At 54.0% G+C, this 15,269-nt stretch carries 14 protein-coding genes; 7 read left to right on the forward strand and 7 right to left on the reverse strand.

Features of this window, described 5'->3' with window-relative positions; genetic code table 11:
• Positions 1–112: 112 nt before the first annotated feature.
• Entirely contained in the window at positions 113–583 is a 471-nt protein-coding gene (bcp, locus tag P2W74_RS06550) for a thioredoxin-dependent thiol peroxidase (RefSeq protein ID WP_192613031.1), read from the reverse strand.
• On the reverse strand, positions 583–1,155 hold the full coding sequence (locus P2W74_RS06555; protein ID WP_276294384.1) for a glycine cleavage system transcriptional repressor: 573 nt from the start codon (positions 1,153–1,155) through the stop codon (positions 583–585). Before P2W74_RS06555 ends, bcp begins: the two co-directional genes overlap by 1 nt.
• 145 nt (positions 1,156–1,300) lie before the next feature.
• Between P2W74_RS06555 and dapA the strand changes: the two genes are divergently transcribed.
• From dapA to ypfH, 6 genes are all read left to right on the forward strand, one after another.
• Positions 1,301–2,179 (forward strand): 4-hydroxy-tetrahydrodipicolinate synthase, encoded by an 879-nt coding sequence (dapA, locus tag P2W74_RS06560; protein ID WP_276294385.1) that lies wholly within the window; start codon positions 1,301–1,303, stop codon positions 2,177–2,179.
• Between the two features lie 16 nt (positions 2,180–2,195).
• Positions 2,196–3,230, forward strand: coding sequence for an outer membrane protein assembly factor BamC (gene bamC / locus P2W74_RS06565; protein ID WP_276294386.1), 1,035 nt, complete (start codon positions 2,196–2,198; stop codon positions 3,228–3,230).
• Between the two features lie 110 nt (positions 3,231–3,340).
• On the forward strand, positions 3,341–4,054 hold the full coding sequence (purC, locus tag P2W74_RS06570) for a phosphoribosylaminoimidazolesuccinocarboxamide synthase (protein ID WP_276294387.1): 714 nt from the start codon (positions 3,341–3,343) through the stop codon (positions 4,052–4,054).
• A 138-nt stretch (positions 4,055–4,192) separates the two neighbouring features.
• A complete protein-coding gene (ypfJ, locus tag P2W74_RS06575) occupies positions 4,193–5,059 on the forward strand; it encodes a KPN_02809 family neutral zinc metallopeptidase (protein WP_276294388.1) in 867 nt (288 codons plus the stop codon).
• Positions 5,060–5,074: 15 nt separating this feature from the next.
• Positions 5,075–7,090 (forward strand): tRNA(Met) cytidine acetyltransferase TmcA, encoded by a 2,016-nt coding sequence (locus P2W74_RS06580; RefSeq protein ID WP_276294389.1) that lies wholly within the window; start codon positions 5,075–5,077, stop codon positions 7,088–7,090.
• Positions 7,091–7,162: 72 nt separating this feature from the next.
• On the forward strand, positions 7,163–7,861 hold the full coding sequence (gene ypfH / locus P2W74_RS06585; RefSeq protein WP_276294390.1) for an esterase: 699 nt from the start codon (positions 7,163–7,165) through the stop codon (positions 7,859–7,861).
• A 79-nt stretch (positions 7,862–7,940) separates the two neighbouring features.
• Here the strand turns inward: ypfH and P2W74_RS06590 are convergent, their stop codons facing one another.
• The 3 genes from P2W74_RS06590 to P2W74_RS06600 are packed head-to-tail and all read right to left on the reverse strand — an operon-like array spanning position 7,941 to position 9,656.
• On the reverse strand, positions 7,941–8,141 hold the full coding sequence (locus P2W74_RS06590) for a YpfN family protein (RefSeq protein WP_203360460.1): 201 nt from the start codon (positions 8,139–8,141) through the stop codon (positions 7,941–7,943).
• A 27-nt stretch (positions 8,142–8,168) separates the two neighbouring features.
• Entirely contained in the window at positions 8,169–9,296 is a 1,128-nt protein-coding gene (gene dapE / locus P2W74_RS06595) for a succinyl-diaminopimelate desuccinylase (RefSeq protein ID WP_276294391.1), read from the reverse strand.
• A 3-nt stretch (positions 9,297–9,299) separates the two neighbouring features.
• Positions 9,300–9,656 (reverse strand): ArsC family reductase, encoded by a 357-nt coding sequence (locus P2W74_RS06600; RefSeq protein WP_203360462.1) that lies wholly within the window; start codon positions 9,654–9,656, stop codon positions 9,300–9,302.
• Positions 9,657–10,069: 413 nt separating this feature from the next.
• Here P2W74_RS06600 and ypfM point away from each other — a divergent pair, with 413 nt between their 5' ends.
• Complete coding sequence (ypfM, locus tag P2W74_RS06605) at positions 10,070–10,129, forward strand: protein YpfM (protein ID WP_001386977.1); 60 nt, start codon at positions 10,070–10,072, stop codon at positions 10,127–10,129.
• 94 nt (positions 10,130–10,223) lie between these two features.
• Here the strand turns inward: ypfM and acrD are convergent, their stop codons facing one another.
• Both acrD and narQ read right to left on the reverse strand, forming a co-directional pair.
• The gene (acrD, locus tag P2W74_RS06610) at positions 10,224–13,337 is read right to left on the reverse strand and encodes a multidrug efflux RND transporter permease AcrD (RefSeq protein ID WP_276294392.1); all 3,114 of its coding nucleotides are present in this window, start codon (positions 13,335–13,337) and stop codon (positions 10,224–10,226) included.
• A gap of 184 nt (positions 13,338–13,521) precedes the next feature.
• Positions 13,522–15,222 (reverse strand): nitrate/nitrite two-component system sensor histidine kinase NarQ, encoded by a 1,701-nt coding sequence (narQ, locus tag P2W74_RS06615; protein ID WP_276294393.1) that lies wholly within the window; start codon positions 15,220–15,222, stop codon positions 13,522–13,524.
• Between the last annotated feature and the right edge of the window lie 47 nt (positions 15,223–15,269).

Raw genomic sequence — 15,269 nt, forward strand, 5'->3', positions numbered from 1 at the left:
GGCATTAGTGTCGGCAGGGAAAATAACACTGTGATATTAGTCACATTGGAGGGCATTGCGCAGAGAAAAACGGCGCTGGCGACACGATTGCCGCCAGCGCCGGGAAGAGGAGTTACGCGTTTTCTTTTAACCAGTTCAGCACTACATCGTGGTGATTGCTGGTTTTAAAGTCATCGAACACATGTTCAATTTTCCCGTCGGGATCGACCAGAAAACTGATGCGATGGATGCCATCGTAGGTTTTGCCCATAAAGGATTTTTCACCCCAGATGCCGAATTGTTCGCAAACCTTATGATCTTCATCTGACAGCAGCGTGAAGTTAAGGACTTCCTTCTCAGCAAATCGGGAGAGCTTCTCAGGTTTATCTGTGCTTACCCCCAGCACTTCAACACCTGCTTTTTTTAACTCGTCCATGTTATCGCGTAAGCCACAGGCTTGAACGGTACAGCCGGGCGTCATGGCTTTGGGGTAGAAATAAACCAAAACTCGCTGTCCCTGGAAGTCGGTTAAATTTACTTGTTCTCCGTCTTGATCCGGCAAGCTAAATTTCGGTGCGGTATCACCGGCTTTCAGTGGGTTCATTACTTAACTCCATCCTGTTCATCATGATGTGAATAATTGACAACGTTTATACTGCCTTGCGCATTGAGTTCTGTACATAATGATTTAAACGCGTGTTCAATATTTACCGAAACCTGCGATGCCGGGCTGTGTGCGGTAATTTGAATAAAAAGTTGTGCAGCCTTTTCGTTTTCAGCGGGTTGAGTGCGAGAAACCAGTTCGGCGATGTTCATTTGGTGGTTGTCGAACAGGGCGGTAAAACGCTCAATCAAATGCGGAGAGTCTGGCACGTCGACCTGCACCCACACCGTGGCGGGCATGGCCGGGCGAGGACGGGCGGTCGTGCGCTTCATCACAATCAATAAATCCAGCTCTGCGCCTTTCAACGGCAAGGTCGATTCAATCAGGGTGATGGCGTTCCAGGAACCCGATAACAACATAATAAACGTAAACTCATCCCCCAGCATCGCCAGTCGGCTGTCTTCGATATTACAGCCACAGCTGCTGACATGGCGGGTGATAGTGTTCACAATTCCCGGGCGATCGGCACCCAGCGCAGTGATGACCAGATAATGTTGCGATGACGATGTCAATCCTGTTCTTCCTTTGAGAGGTGAGGTAATCATAAGGAAAGCATAAAAAAAACCTGCATACAACAATCAGAACGGCTCTGGTCACTTGCTTTTATTGTCGTACCAAACGTACCATTGAGGCACTTGTTTGCACAGAGGATGGCCCATGTTCACGGGAAGTATTGTCGCGCTTGTTACACCGATGGATGAAAAAGGTAATGTCTGCCGGTCAAGCCTTAAAAAACTGATTGATTATCATGTCGCTAGCGGCACTTCGGCGATTGTTTCTGTTGGCACCACCGGCGAGTCCGCCACGCTGAGTCATGATGAGCATGCCGACGTGGTGATGATGACGGTGGAGCTGGCTGATGGACGTATTCCGGTGATCGCCGGAACAGGCGCCAATGCGACTGCGGAAGCCATTAGCCTGACTCAGCGTTTCAACGACAGTGGAATTGTCGGTTGCCTGACGGTGACGCCGTACTACAACCGTCCGACGCAGGAAGGGCTGTTCCAGCATTTCAAAGCCATCGCTGAGCATACTGACCTGCCGCAAATTCTGTATAATGTGCCATCCCGTACTGGCTGCGATATGCTGCCGGAAACCGTTGGTCGCCTGGCGAAGGTGAAAAATATTGTCGCAATTAAAGAGGCGACAGGGAACTTAAGTCGTGTTCACCAGATCAAAGAGCTGGTTTCAGATGAGTTCGCTCTGCTTAGCGGTGATGACGCGACCGCGATGGACTTTATGCAGCTCGGTGGTCATGGCGTGATTTCTGTAACGACTAACGTTGCGGCGCGCGATATGGCTGAAATGTGCAAACTGGCGGCAGAAGGGCGTTTTGCCGAGGCGCGCGTGATCAACCAGCGCCTGATGCCGTTACACAACAAACTATTTGTCGAACCCAATCCTATCCCGGTGAAATGGGCATGTAAGGAGTTGGGTCTTGTAGCGACCGATACGCTGCGCCTGCCAATGACGCCGATCACGGATAATGGTCGTGAGATTGTCAAAGCGGCGCTTAAGCATGCCGGTTTGCTGTAAAGTTTAGGGAGATTTGATGGCTTACTCAGTACAAAAGTCGCGCCTGGCCAAGGTTGCGGGTGTTTCGCTTGTTATGCTGCTCGCTGCCTGTAGTTCTGACTCGCGCTACAAGCGCCAGGTGAGCGGTGATGAATCCTATCTGGATGCCGCACCGCTTGCTGAACTTCATGCCCCTGCAGGGATGATTCTGCCGGTGCAAACAGGCGACTACAACATTCCGGTGACCAACGGCAGCGGTGCTGTGGGCAAAGCGCTGGACATTCGTCCGCCAGCTCAGCCGTTAGCGCTGGTCAGCGGTGCGCGTACCCAGTTTACTGGCGATACCGCAACCCTGCTGGTGGAAAACGGGCGTGGCAACACGCTGTGGCCACAGGTTGTTAGTCTGATTCAGTCTAAAAACTACTCGATTGAGAAACGTGATGATGCCACTCAGACGCTGACGACCGGTTGGGTTGACTGGAACCGTCTGGACGAAGACGAGCAGTATCGCGGACGCTATCAAATCTCTGTTAAACCGCAGGGTTATCAGCAGGCTGTCTCAGTGAAACTGGTTAACCTGGAACAGGCGGGTAAACCGGTTGCCGATGCGGCGTCGTTGCAGCGTTACAGCGCTGAGATGATGAACGTCATTTCTGCGGGCCTCGATAAGACGGCCACTGACGCGGCGAATGCGGCGCAGAATCGTTCTGCTGCGACCATGGACGTACAGAGTGCGGCCGACGACACCGGTCTGCCAATGCTGGTGGTACGTGGTCCGTTTAACGTCGTCTGGCAGCGTCTGCCGGCAGCGCTTGAAAAAGTGGGCATGAAAGTGACCGACAGCACGCGCTCGAAGGGCAGTCTTGCCGTGACTTACAAACCGCTTTCTGACAGTGACTGGCAGGAACTGGGCGCAAGCGATCCGGGACTGGTTTCCGGCGATTATAAATTGCAGGTCGGTGATTTAGATAACCGCAGCAGCTTGCAGTTTATCGATCCGAAGGGGCATACCCTGACGCAATCGCAAAACGATGCCCTGGTTGCTGTATTCCAGGCTGCATTCAGTAAGTAATAAAACAGGGCTGGAGATATCCGGCCCTTTTTTCTGATATGATACGCAAACGTGTGCGTCGGCAGAAAAACGCAATTTTTATCGTTAATTCACACCCAGGAGTGTTAAAGATGCAAAAGCAAGCTGAGTTGTATCGTGGTAAAGCGAAGACCGTATACAGCACGGAAAACCCGGACCTGTTGGTGCTCGAATTCCGCAATGATACGTCAGCAGGGGATGGCGCGCGCATTGAACAATTTGATCGCAAAGGGATGGTGAACAACAAATTCAACCATTTCATTATGACCAAACTGGCAGAAGCGGGTATCCCGACCCAGATGGAGCGACTGCTTTCCGACACCGAGTGTCTGGTGAAAAAGCTGGATATGGTGCCGGTAGAGTGTGTGGTACGTAATCGCGCGGCAGGCTCTCTGGTGAAACGCTTAGGCGTAGAGGAAGGCATTGAACTGAACCCGCCGTTGTTCGATCTGTTCCTGAAAAACGACGCCATGCATGATCCGATGATCAACGATTCTTACTGCGAAACCTTTGGTTGGGTGAGCAAAGAGAATCTGGCACGGATGAAAGAGTTAACTTACAAAGCCAACGATGTGCTGAAAAAGCTGTTTGATGATGCGGGTCTGATTCTGGTCGACTTCAAACTGGAATTCGGTCTGTACAAAGGCGAAGTGGTACTGGGTGATGAGTTCTCTCCGGACGGCAGCCGTCTGTGGGATAAAGAGACGCTGGATAAAATGGACAAAGACCGTTTCCGTCAGAGTCTTGGCGGCCTGATCGAAGCCTATGAAGCTGTCGCACACCGCCTGGGTGTAAAGTTAGACTAACATCTTCTCTGAAACCGGAGGGTTAAAAACTCTCCGGTTCATCCCGAACAGCCGATTCTGGTAGCTGTTTCCTATGGTAATCCTCTCCCTGAGCGCCTACGATCATCACTATAACGAATATATTGATGAGGTATGATTATGCGCTGGCAAGGGCGTCGTGAAAGTGACAATGTGGAAGACCGGCGCAACAGCACCGGTGGTGGCCCCTCCATGGGCGGTCCTGGCTTTCGTTTGCCGAGTGGCAAAGGCGGCATCATTCTACTGATTGTGGTGCTGGTGGCGGGTTATTACGGTGTGGATTTAAGCGGGTTAATGACCGGTGAACCAGTCTCGCAACAACAATCGACACGTTCCATCAGCCCAAATGATGATGAAGCGGCAAAATTTACCTCGGTGATCCTGGCAACAACAGAAGACACCTGGGGGCAACAGTTTGAAAAGATGGGGCGTACCTACCAGCAACCGAAGTTGGTGATGTACCGTGGCGCGACCCGTACGGGCTGCGGCGCGGGCCAGTCGGTGATGGGGCCGTTTTACTGCCCGGCGGACGGTACCGTCTACATCGATCTCTCGTTCTATGATGACATGAAGAACAAACTGGGCGCTGATGGCGATTTCGCTCAGGGCTATGTGATTGCCCATGAAGTGGGACATCATGTGCAAAAACTGCTGGGCATTGAGCCGAAAGTGCGTCAGTTGCAGCAGAACGCGTCGCAGACAGAAGCAAACCAGCTTTCCGTGCGTATGGAACTACAGGCGGATTGTTTTGCCGGGGTCTGGGGCAACAGCATGAAACATCAGGGCGTGCTGGAATCGGGCGATCTGGAAGAAGCGCTGAATGCCGCTCAGGCGATTGGCGACGATCGCCTGCAACAGCAGGGTCAGGGGCGGATTGTCCCGGACAGCTTTACGCACGGAACATCTGAGCAGCGTTACAGCTGGTTTAAACGCGGATTTGATAGCGGCGACCCTGCACAATGTAATACCTTTGGCAAAGGCTTTTAAACGACCGGGGCAGGGATGTCGGAAAACAATGTGCTGAGTACCTTAACTGCGCAAATGGCGCAGGAGGGAATACGTCGTCTGCTGGTGCTCAGTGGCGATGAACGCTGGTGCGGCGAACAGGCGCTCATGCTTCGCGACGCGTTAGCGGGCGACTGGCTGTGGGTCGCGTCTGAAGCACCCGTTGAGCCGCACTGTCGGCCCCAGGCGCTGCAGACATTACTGGGGCGAGAGTTTCGTCATGCGGTATTTGATGCGCGACAGGGGTTTGACGCCGCCGCGTTTGCCGCGTTGAGCGGTACGCTCCAGGCGGGAAGCTGGCTGGTATTACTGACGCCTGCCTACGCCGTTTGGGAAAATCACCCTGACGAAGATTCGCTACGCTGGAGCGACTGCCCACAACCGATTCCCACCCCCCATTTTGTACAACATTTTAAGCGATGCATCGCCCGCGATGAGCAGGTGTTGCACTGGCAACAACATCAGCCCTTCTCGTGGCCGCACTTTCCAGCCCGTGACGACTGGCAGCCCGCATCGGGTGAGCCGCAGCCTGAACAAGCCGAAATTTTGCAGCAGTTGTTGCAGATGCCTTCCGGCGTGGCCACTGTCACCGCCGCGCGTGGTCGGGGAAAATCGGCGTTGGCAGGGCAGTTGATCCGGCGAATCGGCGGTACGGCGATTGTGACGGCACCGGCAAAAGCGGCAACGGACGTGCTGGCGCAGTTCGCGGGTGACAAATTTCGTTTTATTGCACCGGATGCGTTGCTGGCGGGCGCTGAATCTGCAGACTGGCTGATTGTTGATGAAGCCGCCGCACTGCCCGCTCCGCTGCTTCATCGCCTGGTTGCGCGGTTTCCCCGCACGCTGTTGACCACCACCGTTCAGGGTTACGAAGGCACTGGCCGCGGCTTTTTACTGAAGTTTTGCGCTCACTTTGCGCATCTGCAGCGTTTTGAGTTGCGCCAGCCGATCCGCTGGGCGCAAGGATGCCCGTTGGAAAAAACAGTCAGCGACGCACTGGTTTTTGATGACGAAACATTCGCGCAGACCCCGCTGGGCAATATTCGTATCTCGGCGTTTGAACAGGATGTCTGGCGCACAAATCCGGAACTGCCGCTGGCGGTATATCGACTGCTCTCCGGCGCGCACTATCGTACATCGCCACTGGATTTGCGCCGCATGATGGATGCTCCCGGCCAGCATTTTCTTCAGGCCTCGGGGACTGACCGTGTGGCTGGCGCCGTCTGGCTGGTGGATGAAGGCGGATTATCCGCCAGTCTGAGTCAGGCGGTCTGGGCGGGCTACCGCCGACCCCGAGGCAATCTGGTTGCGCAATCACTGGCGGCGCATGGGGGCTGCCCGCTGGCGGCAACGCTGACGGGGCGACGCGTGAGCCGCATTGCCGTACATCCCACACGGCAACGTGAAGGCCTTGGTCAACAGTTGATCGCGCAGGCCAGTGCCGACGCGTCTCGACTGGATTATCTCTCCGTCAGCTTTGGCTTCACCGCAACATTGTGGCGCTTCTGGCAACGCTGTGGATTCATCCTCGTCCGGATGGGGAACCATCGGGAAGCGAGTAGCGGGTGTTTTACGGCGATGGCTATTTTGCCTGTTAGCGAGGCGGGGAAACAACTGGCAGAGCGTGAGCATCACCGGCTGCGACGAGATGCGATGGCGTTGTCTCACTGGAACGGTGAAGCGGTTCCGGTTATCCCGCTGAAAGAGGCTACGCTTAATGATGATGACTGGCAGGCGCTGGCAGGTTTTGCTTTTGCCCATCGTCCGCTGCTGACGTCAGTGGGAAGTCTTAGTCGTCTGCTGGAGACCTGCTGTCTCCCGCTTCCTGCATTACGTGGACGTCTGCAGGACAAAGACAGTGAAGCGCAATTGTGCGCCAGACTGGATCTGTCAGGGCGTAAAGCGCTGCTGGCCATGCAGAGAGCGGAAGTAGCGCAGGCGCTGGCAACGCTGGATGCCGGACGCGCGCAGCGGTTACACGATCGTATTTTGCAATGGCAATTTTTTCACTAACTCCTTCAATTTCCTGGCATGGTCATTGTGATTAAGCGGCGTAGAATCGACCCATCAGTTAAGGAGATTGCCATGAAACATGACCATTTTGTTGTTCAACGTCCTGCCCAACCCGCACAACAGTTGTTGCTGCTGTTTCATGGCGTGGGTGACAACCCGGTTGCGATGGGGGAATTGGGGCGCTGGTTTATTCCCCTGTTCCCGGAGGCGCTGATTGTCAGCATTGGGGGCGCAGAACCCTGTGGCCCGGCACCGGGACGCCAGTGGTTTTCCGTGCAGGGCGTGACGGAAGAAAATCGTCAGGCGCGGGTAGACGCTATCATGCCGGTCTTCGTTGATACCATTCGCTACTGGCAACAGCAAAGTGGGGTGAGCGCGAAAGCCACGGCGCTGATTGGCTTTTCGCAAGGCGCAATTATGTCGCTCGAAAGCGTGAAAGCGCATTCAGGGCTGGCCTCCAGAGTGATTGCGTTTAATGGTCGCTACGCCAGTCTGCCGGAAACCGCGACAACGGCGACGACCGTGCATCTGATTCACGGCGGTGAGGATCGGGTGATTGAGTTATCGCATGCGGTGGCGGCCCAGACCGCATTGTTGCGGGCGGGGGGCGATGTCACGCTGGATATCGTGGAAGATTTAGGTCACGCCATTGATGACCGCAGTATGCAGTTTGCACTCGATCATCTGCGCTATACCGTACCGAAGCATTACTTCGATGAAGCGCTGAGCGGCGGTACGCCCCATGATGATGATGTGATTGAGATGATCTGATCCTGTAGGCCTGAAAAGCGTAGCGCCATCAGGCGCGAGGGCCGGATGGCAACGCTACGCGTTTTATCCGGCCTGCGGGTTACTTCTTCGGTTGATCTTTCTTTGGCCAATCGTCGTCATCGTCCCACTTGTCGTTAAAGTCACGATGTGGGGGAAGATCCGGCTTATTGGCGAGGAATTTTTTATGGTCGACGCGCTTGAGATCTTTGATCACGTTCAGCAGTACGCCTACCAAAAATACCAGTATCAGAACCCACCAATATTGTGCCAGCCAGTCCATGCTTATTTCCTCTTTCGGGAACACTCATCAGGCGACGAGTTGCTCCATGATACGTTGATACATACGGGCAAGGAGTTGCAGATCGGCCGCATTCACACATTCATTAATTTTATGAATGGTGGCGTTGACCGGCCCAAGTTCCACCACTTGTGCTCCCATACGTGCAATAAACCGCCCGTCGGATGTTCCACCCGTCGTGAGCAGTTGGGGTTTGATCTCATTATAGTGCGCAATGGCGTTCACCACCGCATCCACCAGTTTACCGCGCGCCGTCAGGAAAGGCTGGCCGGAAAGCCACCAATCGACGGTGTAGCGCAACTGATGTTTGTCGAGCAGCGCCTGTACGCGGGACTTGATCATCTCGTCGTTCAGTTCCGTGCTAAAACGGAAATTGAACTGGACAAACAGTTCGCCCGGGATCACGTTATTACTGCCGGTACCCGCCTGGATGTTGGCTATCTGCATGCTGGTGGCAGGGAAGAATTCGTTACCCTGATCCCACTCAATGCCCACCAGTTCGTTCAGCATAGGCGCTGCGCGGTGAACGGGGTTATCCGCCAGATGCGGGTAAGCCACATGTCCCTGGACGCCGTGAATCGTGAGATTACAGGTCAGTGAGCCACGACGACCGTTTTTCACCACGTCGCCGACGATTTCAGTGCTGGAAGGTTCGCCCACCAGACAATAATCGAGCCTTTCGCGGCGCGCCATCAGCGCTTCAACCACTTTAACGGTACCGTTTTGCGCGCTGGCTTCTTCATCTGAGGTGATCAGAAACGCCAGACGCCCACGGTGATGGGGATGCTGAGCCACGAAGCGCTCTGCCGCCACTACCATCGCTGCCAGTGAGCCTTTCATGTCTGCCGCGCCGCGCCCGAACAGCATACCGTCACGGATCGTTGGCTCGAAAGGCGGGTTAATCCACCGATCGACATCCCCGACGGGCACCACATCGGTGTGGCCGGCAAAGGCCAGGGTTTCACCTTGTCCGCGCCATGCCCAGAAATTCTGTGTGTCACCAAAATCCATGCGCTCGACGGTAAAACCGATAGCGCGCAGGCGTTCAATCATTAACGCCTGACATCCCGCATCATCCGGGCTCAGGGAAGGGCGGCGAATAAGCTGCTGTGTCAGCTCAATGACCGGGCACGACATAGACTACACCTCATTAAAAAACTGCTGATAACTGGATTCGCTAAAGCCAAGCAGCATAGGCTTACCGGGCGTCCAGAGCAATGGTCGTTTTATTATTGCGGGCGTTTCTGTCATCAATGCGGCAGCGGCATTAGCATCGGTAATGCTATTACGCGTCGCTTCATCAAGTTTGCGCCAGGTGGTGCCGCGCGTATTCAGTAACGCTTCCCAACCTAACTCAGCAATAAAGGTATTCAATAATTCACTCTCTAATCCGTCTGCACGGTAATCGTGGAAACGGTAGTCGATGCCGTGCGCCTCCAGCCAGCGCCGCGCTTTCTTGATGGTGTCACAGTTTTTGATGCCGAAGACGGTAACCATTTTTGAATCCTTTTACGCGAATTTCGAATAATTAAGCAATATTATCGCAGTGCATGACCACGCGGAATAGTCATCATTGCTGTTATTTCTCAGGTAATGATGATCGTAAAATATAACATTGTTGAATGTATTGTGAATAATGATACATGAATGTTCTTGAATATTCCGCAGATGTGATAATTCAGATTATGACCTGTTGCAATTGACTGTTTTTACATCAAAATTGAGAAAGTAGTAGTTGATGTATGATTGTTGCGAAATATTGCAGTTGGTCACATAAAGTTTATGAGTATAGAACCATAGTGATGACATAGTCTTGTTCTCCGGAGAATGTAATTGCACCAATCGGTTAAATTATCTTCTCCTGAAGATAATGTTTTTGTAGAATACCCATAATAATAAGAGAGGTTGTTATGATTGAACGTGAACTGGGGAACTGGAAAGACTTTATCGAAGTGATGCTTCGTAAATAGTTTTCAGGAAGAAATAAGCAGTGAAATAATCATAGTGTGAAGGTTTCACACAGAAAAGGCGACCCGTTGGCAGGTCGCCTTTTTTATGGCGCGATTATTCTGGTCGCGGTTTTAGCGGAAAGCGTCGACGTACCAGCACGAAGAACAAGGGGACGAAGTAGATCGCCAGAATCGTTGCGGAGATCATTCCGCCCATCACGCCGGTTCCCACGGCGTGCTGACCGCCGGAACCTGCGCCATTGCTGATCGCCATCGGCAACACCCCGAAGATAAACGCCAGCGAGGTCATCAGAATCGGTCGTAAGCGCTGACGACAGGCGTGCAAAGTGGCTTCCAGCAGATCGTGCCCTTTCTCATTCATCTCGTTGGCGAACTCGACAATCAGAATGGCGTTTTTCGCCGAGAGACCAATGACCGTGAGTAACCCCACCTGGAAATAGACGTCGTTTTCCAGACCGCGCATCCACGTGGCGAGCAGGGCGCCGATAACGCCCAGCGGCACTACCAGCATCACCGAAAACGGCACCGACCAGCTTTCATACAACGCCGCCAGACACAGGAATACCACCAGTAGCGAGATGGCGTACAGCGCTGGCGCTTGTGCGCCAGAGAGGCGTTCCTGATATGACATTGCGGTCCACTCCAGACCAAAGCCCGTCGGCAATTCGCGTACCAGCGACTCCATAATATCCATCGCGGTGCCGGTGCTGACACCGGGGGCGGCTTCCCCCACAATCTCTACCGCAGAGTAGCCGTTGTAGCGCTCCAGACGCGGTGAACCGGTCTCCCAGTGTGAGGTTGCAAAGGCGGAGAAAGGCACCATCCCGCCCTCTTTATTACGCACGTACCAGAGATTGATGTCGCCTGGCAGCATGCGGTATTTTGCCGCCGCCTGTACGTACACTTTCTTCACACGACCTCTGTCCATAAAGTCGTTGACGTAGCTCGACCCCCAGGCCGTTTGCAACGTATCGTTGATATCGTCGATAGAGACGCCAAGCGCCTGCGCTTTACGTTGGTCAATTTCAATTTGCAACTGCGGACTGTCGTCCAGACCATTGTGGCGGACACGGGTCAACAGACTGTCTTTCCCGGCGAGTTCAATCAGTTGGTCGCGGGCGGCCATCAGCGCGTCATGACCGGCGCCAGCGTGATCCTGAAGCTCCATATCAAACCCGGCGGAACTGCCAAGGCCGCTGATCGCGGGGGGACTGCTGGCGAAAACCCGGGCTTCTTTAATCTTGCTAAAGGCTTTTGTTGAACGCTCGATAATGGCAAACGACGTTCCGGTTGTGGCGTCACGTTCGTCCCAGTCTTTTAAACGGACAAACATGCGGGCCACGTTCTGCCCGTTTCCGCCCGGTCCTGAGCCGACGGTAGAGAAGACGGACATGATGTTGTCTTTCTCATGGGTAAAGAAATATTTCTCGACCTCCTCCACCACTTTCAGCGTCTGTTGCTGCGTTGAACCGCTGGGCAACTGGACTGAGGTCGTGAACATGCCGCGATCTTCCAGCGGCAAAAATGAGGTTGGCAAGCGCAAAAACAGGAACACCATACCGCCAAGCAGCAGCACGTAGATCAGTATCCAGCGCAGACTGCGATGCAGAATTCTCGCGACCCCTTTTTCGTAACGTTCAGCATTGCGGTTAAAGCTTCGGTTAAACCAGCCGAAGAATCCTTTTTGCCCGTGGTGTTCGCCTTTATGCAACGGCTTTAACAATGTGGCGCACAGGGCAGGGGTCAGGATCATCGCCACCAGCACGGAGAGCACCATCGCGGCCACAATGGTGATCGAGAACTGTCGGTAAATTGCTCCGGTTGTTCCGCCGAAGAAGGCCATCGGCACAAATACCGCAGAAAGCACCATCGCGATACCGACCAGCGCCCCCTGAATTTGCCCCATCGATTTGCGTGTTGCTTCGCGCGGAGAAAGCCCTTCCTCGCTCATTATTCGCTCGACGTTCTCCACGACCACGATGGCGTCATCGACCAGCAGGCCGATCGCCAGCACCATCGCGAACATCGTCAGCGTATTGACACTGTAACCAAACGCGTAGAGGACGGAAAAGGTGCCCATCAATACCACGGGCACCGCAATGGTCGGGATCAGCGTCGCACGGAAGTTTTGCAGGAACAGGTACATGACCAGGAACACCAGCAAGATAGCTTCCAGCAGCGTTTTTACCACGTCTTCAATAGAGGCTTTTACGAAGGAGGTGGTTTCATAGGCCACCTTGTATTCCAGCCCATGCGGGAAGTACTGTGCCAGCTCATCCAGACGGTGAAGCACCAGACTGGCGGTGGCCATTTCATTGGCGCCAGAGGCCAGTTTCACCCCGAGACCAGAGGCTGGATTGCCGTTAAAGCGGCTGATGTAATCGTATTTTTCCGCCCCCATTTCGACGGTGGCAACATCCGCCAGTTTAACTTCGGAACCGTCCTGATTGACGCGTAGCGTAATGGCGCGGAATTGATCGGGCGTTTGCAGCAGCGATTGCGCATTAATGGTGGCGTTCAGCGCCTGTTTGTCCACCGAAGGCGTACCGCCAAGTTGCCCGACGGCGATTTGCGCATTCTGCGACTCAATGGCGTCGGTCACGTCTTTGGCGGTCATCTGAACGCTGTTCAGTTTGGCGGGGTCCAGCCAGATTCGCATTGAGTACTGTGAACCGTAGGCATCAATGTCCCCGACGCCATTCACGCGGCTCAGCGGATCCTGAATATTACTGGCGACATAGTCGGCGATATCCTGCTTATCCATCGAGCCATCGGTAGACACAAACGCGATGGTCAGGATGTTGGTATCCCCGGTTTTTCGCACGGTGACGCCTTGATCCTGCACCGCCTGCGGCAATTTACGCATCGCGGATTGCAGCTGGTTTTGTACCTGCTGAACAGCTTCATCCGGATCGGTTCCGGCGATAAAGCTGAGCGTGATAGACGCTTGCCCTGTTCCGCTGCTCTGCGAGGACATGTACATCAGATTATCGAGACCTGTCATATTCTGTTCGATAACCTGAGTGACGGTATTTTCCAGCGTTTGTGCGGACGCGCCCGGATAGTTTGCGGTGATTCGCACGTTAGGAGGTGCCAGGTCGGGGTATTGTTCAACGGGCAAAGATAAGATGGCCAGGGTTCCTGTCAGGCACAACAGTATTGCCAGCACCCAGGCAAAAATGGGGCGATCGATGAAAAAATTCGCCATTAAAAGAGGACCTCGTGTTTCTACGTATCGTTATGGGTATGACTTGCATCACTGTAGCGGCAAGGCGTCAGGCAAACGTGGAGAAAAAAAGGAGATAATGTAAATTATCATGCCCATTTACAGCGTACGTTTTGTGCCTGTCGCGTCTGGCCTGTATTCAGGTTTTCTGACGCGTTGCCATTCTTTAGGTCTGTTGAGTCTCTTGTGTTTCTGATGACCGGAAACTGATGCTCACCAACGTCCCACCCCCGGAAGGCTGAGAAAAAAGTAAGGTACCGCTGAGTCTTTCAGCCCGTTCACGCATAATGTTCAGACCATAGTGCCCCGGTGGTTCGTTCGGTTCGCCGATCCCCACGCCATTATCCCGAATGTAGACGGTATGATTTCCGTCCGGCGCGGTGACGCAACTGACGGCAATCTCGGTGGCGTTGGCATGTTTAATGGCGTTTAACACCGCCTCCCGGATAATCTGCAACAAATGCACCTGCATTTGCGCATCCAGCGCCAGCGTGGGCAAGCGACAGTCCAGAGACAGTTTAGCGGAGGTTTGATTTTGCAGGGTATCGAGCATTTCGCGCAATGCCGAGGGCAAATCGGCCTGCTGCAGCGTCAGGCGGAAGGTGGTGAGTAGCTCACGCAATTGACGCCAGGCATCATTTAACGCGACGGAAAAATCGGCGAGGATCGATTGTGCTACCGCGTTCTCTTCCGCCACGGAGCGTTTTAGCAGGGTGAGCTGGATGCGTAAATAGGAGAGCATCTGCGCCAGCGAATCGTGCAGTTCGCGGGCGATAGTCGCGCGTTCCTCCATCAGCAGCAACTGCTGGAAGTGTTTCTGTGCCTGGTTAAAGTACAACCCGCGCCCTAGCATACTTGAAACGCTGTTCAGCAGCGGAGCGGAGGCATTAACGTTGGGGCTTTGCCAGTGCAACTCACCGTAGACCGTCTCCTGCATGGTGACGGGCAAGATTTGCAGCGGGAGATCGGCGCTCAGCGTCCCTTCGCTGATGCGCCAGTTGTCGCCGACGGTCAACTCCAGATAATACGCGGCGTCATTTTCCCGCACGATCTTCAGAATATGGCGGAAACAGTGCACATCGATCTGGCTGGTATTCAGCGCCTGAGAGCACTGATATAACACCTCCAGTCGACGATTGGCTTCATGCAGATCGTGGGTTTTCTCTTCGACAGAGGCCTCGAGCGAGCGATAAAGTTTATACAGTTCGCTCGACATCTGATTAAAGGTTTTTGCCAGCAATCCCAGTTCGTTGGGTAACCCGGTATCCAGCGGCGGAGTATCAAACTGTCCGTGCTCAATTCGCTGGCTCGCCATCACCAGATGATTGAGCGGCCGCACGACCTGTTGGCGAATCCGCCGCAGCGTAAAGAAGACCAGCGTAAAAATCCCAATCCCGCCTGCCAGCGAGATGCCGACGACCAGCATCATTTTCCGCTCGGCATAGCGCTGGAGCGCCAGCACGTACAGATCGATTTGATCGACATACGCGTTGATGTTTTTTTGATACCACGGCAAATCGCCGTCAACCAACCGTGCGTCCATTTCCAGCCAGTTAGCATGCAGTCGCGCGTAGCCGCTTTTTACCGCGTCCGGAACGTACCAGGTATTCAGTTTTTGCAGCACTGGCGAGTTCAGGGTCTGCTGGAACAGCTGGCGGTGCGCATTCAACTGGGGGCTGCGGCTTTGCAGGTCGTAGCCCAGCCGATAGCTTTGCATACGCAACGAGCCAGAAATATTGATGGCTTCGGCATCCTGCAAACTGCTGGCAAGCGTCAGCAACGCGACACCGGTAGAAAGTATCGACAGCAAAACAATGTAAAAAAATGCCCGGGCCAGGCTGGCCGAGACGGGGCGTTTGACCGTCACACGCGTAATCCTCTGTACAAAGGCAATGGGTAAAGCGCAGGTGATGA

The organism is Citrobacter enshiensis (assembly GCF_029338175.1).
Lineage (GTDB): Bacteria > Pseudomonadota > Gammaproteobacteria > Enterobacterales > Enterobacteriaceae > Citrobacter_D > Citrobacter_D enshiensis.

Coding starts and splice junctions, on each gene's coding strand:
- bcp (WP_192613031.1), bottom strand. CDS start 583: ATGAACCCACTGAAAGCCGGTGATACCGCACCGAAATTTAGCTTGCCG.
- dapA (WP_276294385.1), top strand. CDS start 1,301: ATGTTCACGGGAAGTATTGTCGCGCTTGTTACACCGATGGATGAAAAA.
- bamC (WP_276294386.1), top strand. CDS start 2,196: ATGGCTTACTCAGTACAAAAGTCGCGCCTGGCCAAGGTTGCGGGTGTT.
- purC (WP_276294387.1), top strand. CDS start 3,341: ATGCAAAAGCAAGCTGAGTTGTATCGTGGTAAAGCGAAGACCGTATAC.
- ypfJ (WP_276294388.1), top strand. CDS start 4,193: ATGCGCTGGCAAGGGCGTCGTGAAAGTGACAATGTGGAAGACCGGCGC.
- P2W74_RS06580 (WP_276294389.1), top strand. CDS start 5,075: ATGTCGGAAAACAATGTGCTGAGTACCTTAACTGCGCAAATGGCGCAG.
- ypfH (WP_276294390.1), top strand. CDS start 7,163: ATGAAACATGACCATTTTGTTGTTCAACGTCCTGCCCAACCCGCACAA.
- P2W74_RS06590 (WP_203360460.1), bottom strand. CDS start 8,141: ATGGACTGGCTGGCACAATATTGGTGGGTTCTGATACTGGTATTTTTG.
- dapE (WP_276294391.1), bottom strand. CDS start 9,296: ATGTCGTGCCCGGTCATTGAGCTGACACAGCAGCTTATTCGCCGCCCT.
- P2W74_RS06600 (WP_203360462.1), bottom strand. CDS start 9,656: ATGGTTACCGTCTTCGGCATCAAAAACTGTGACACCATCAAGAAAGCG.
- acrD (WP_276294392.1), bottom strand. CDS start 13,337: ATGGCGAATTTTTTCATCGATCGCCCCATTTTTGCCTGGGTGCTGGCA.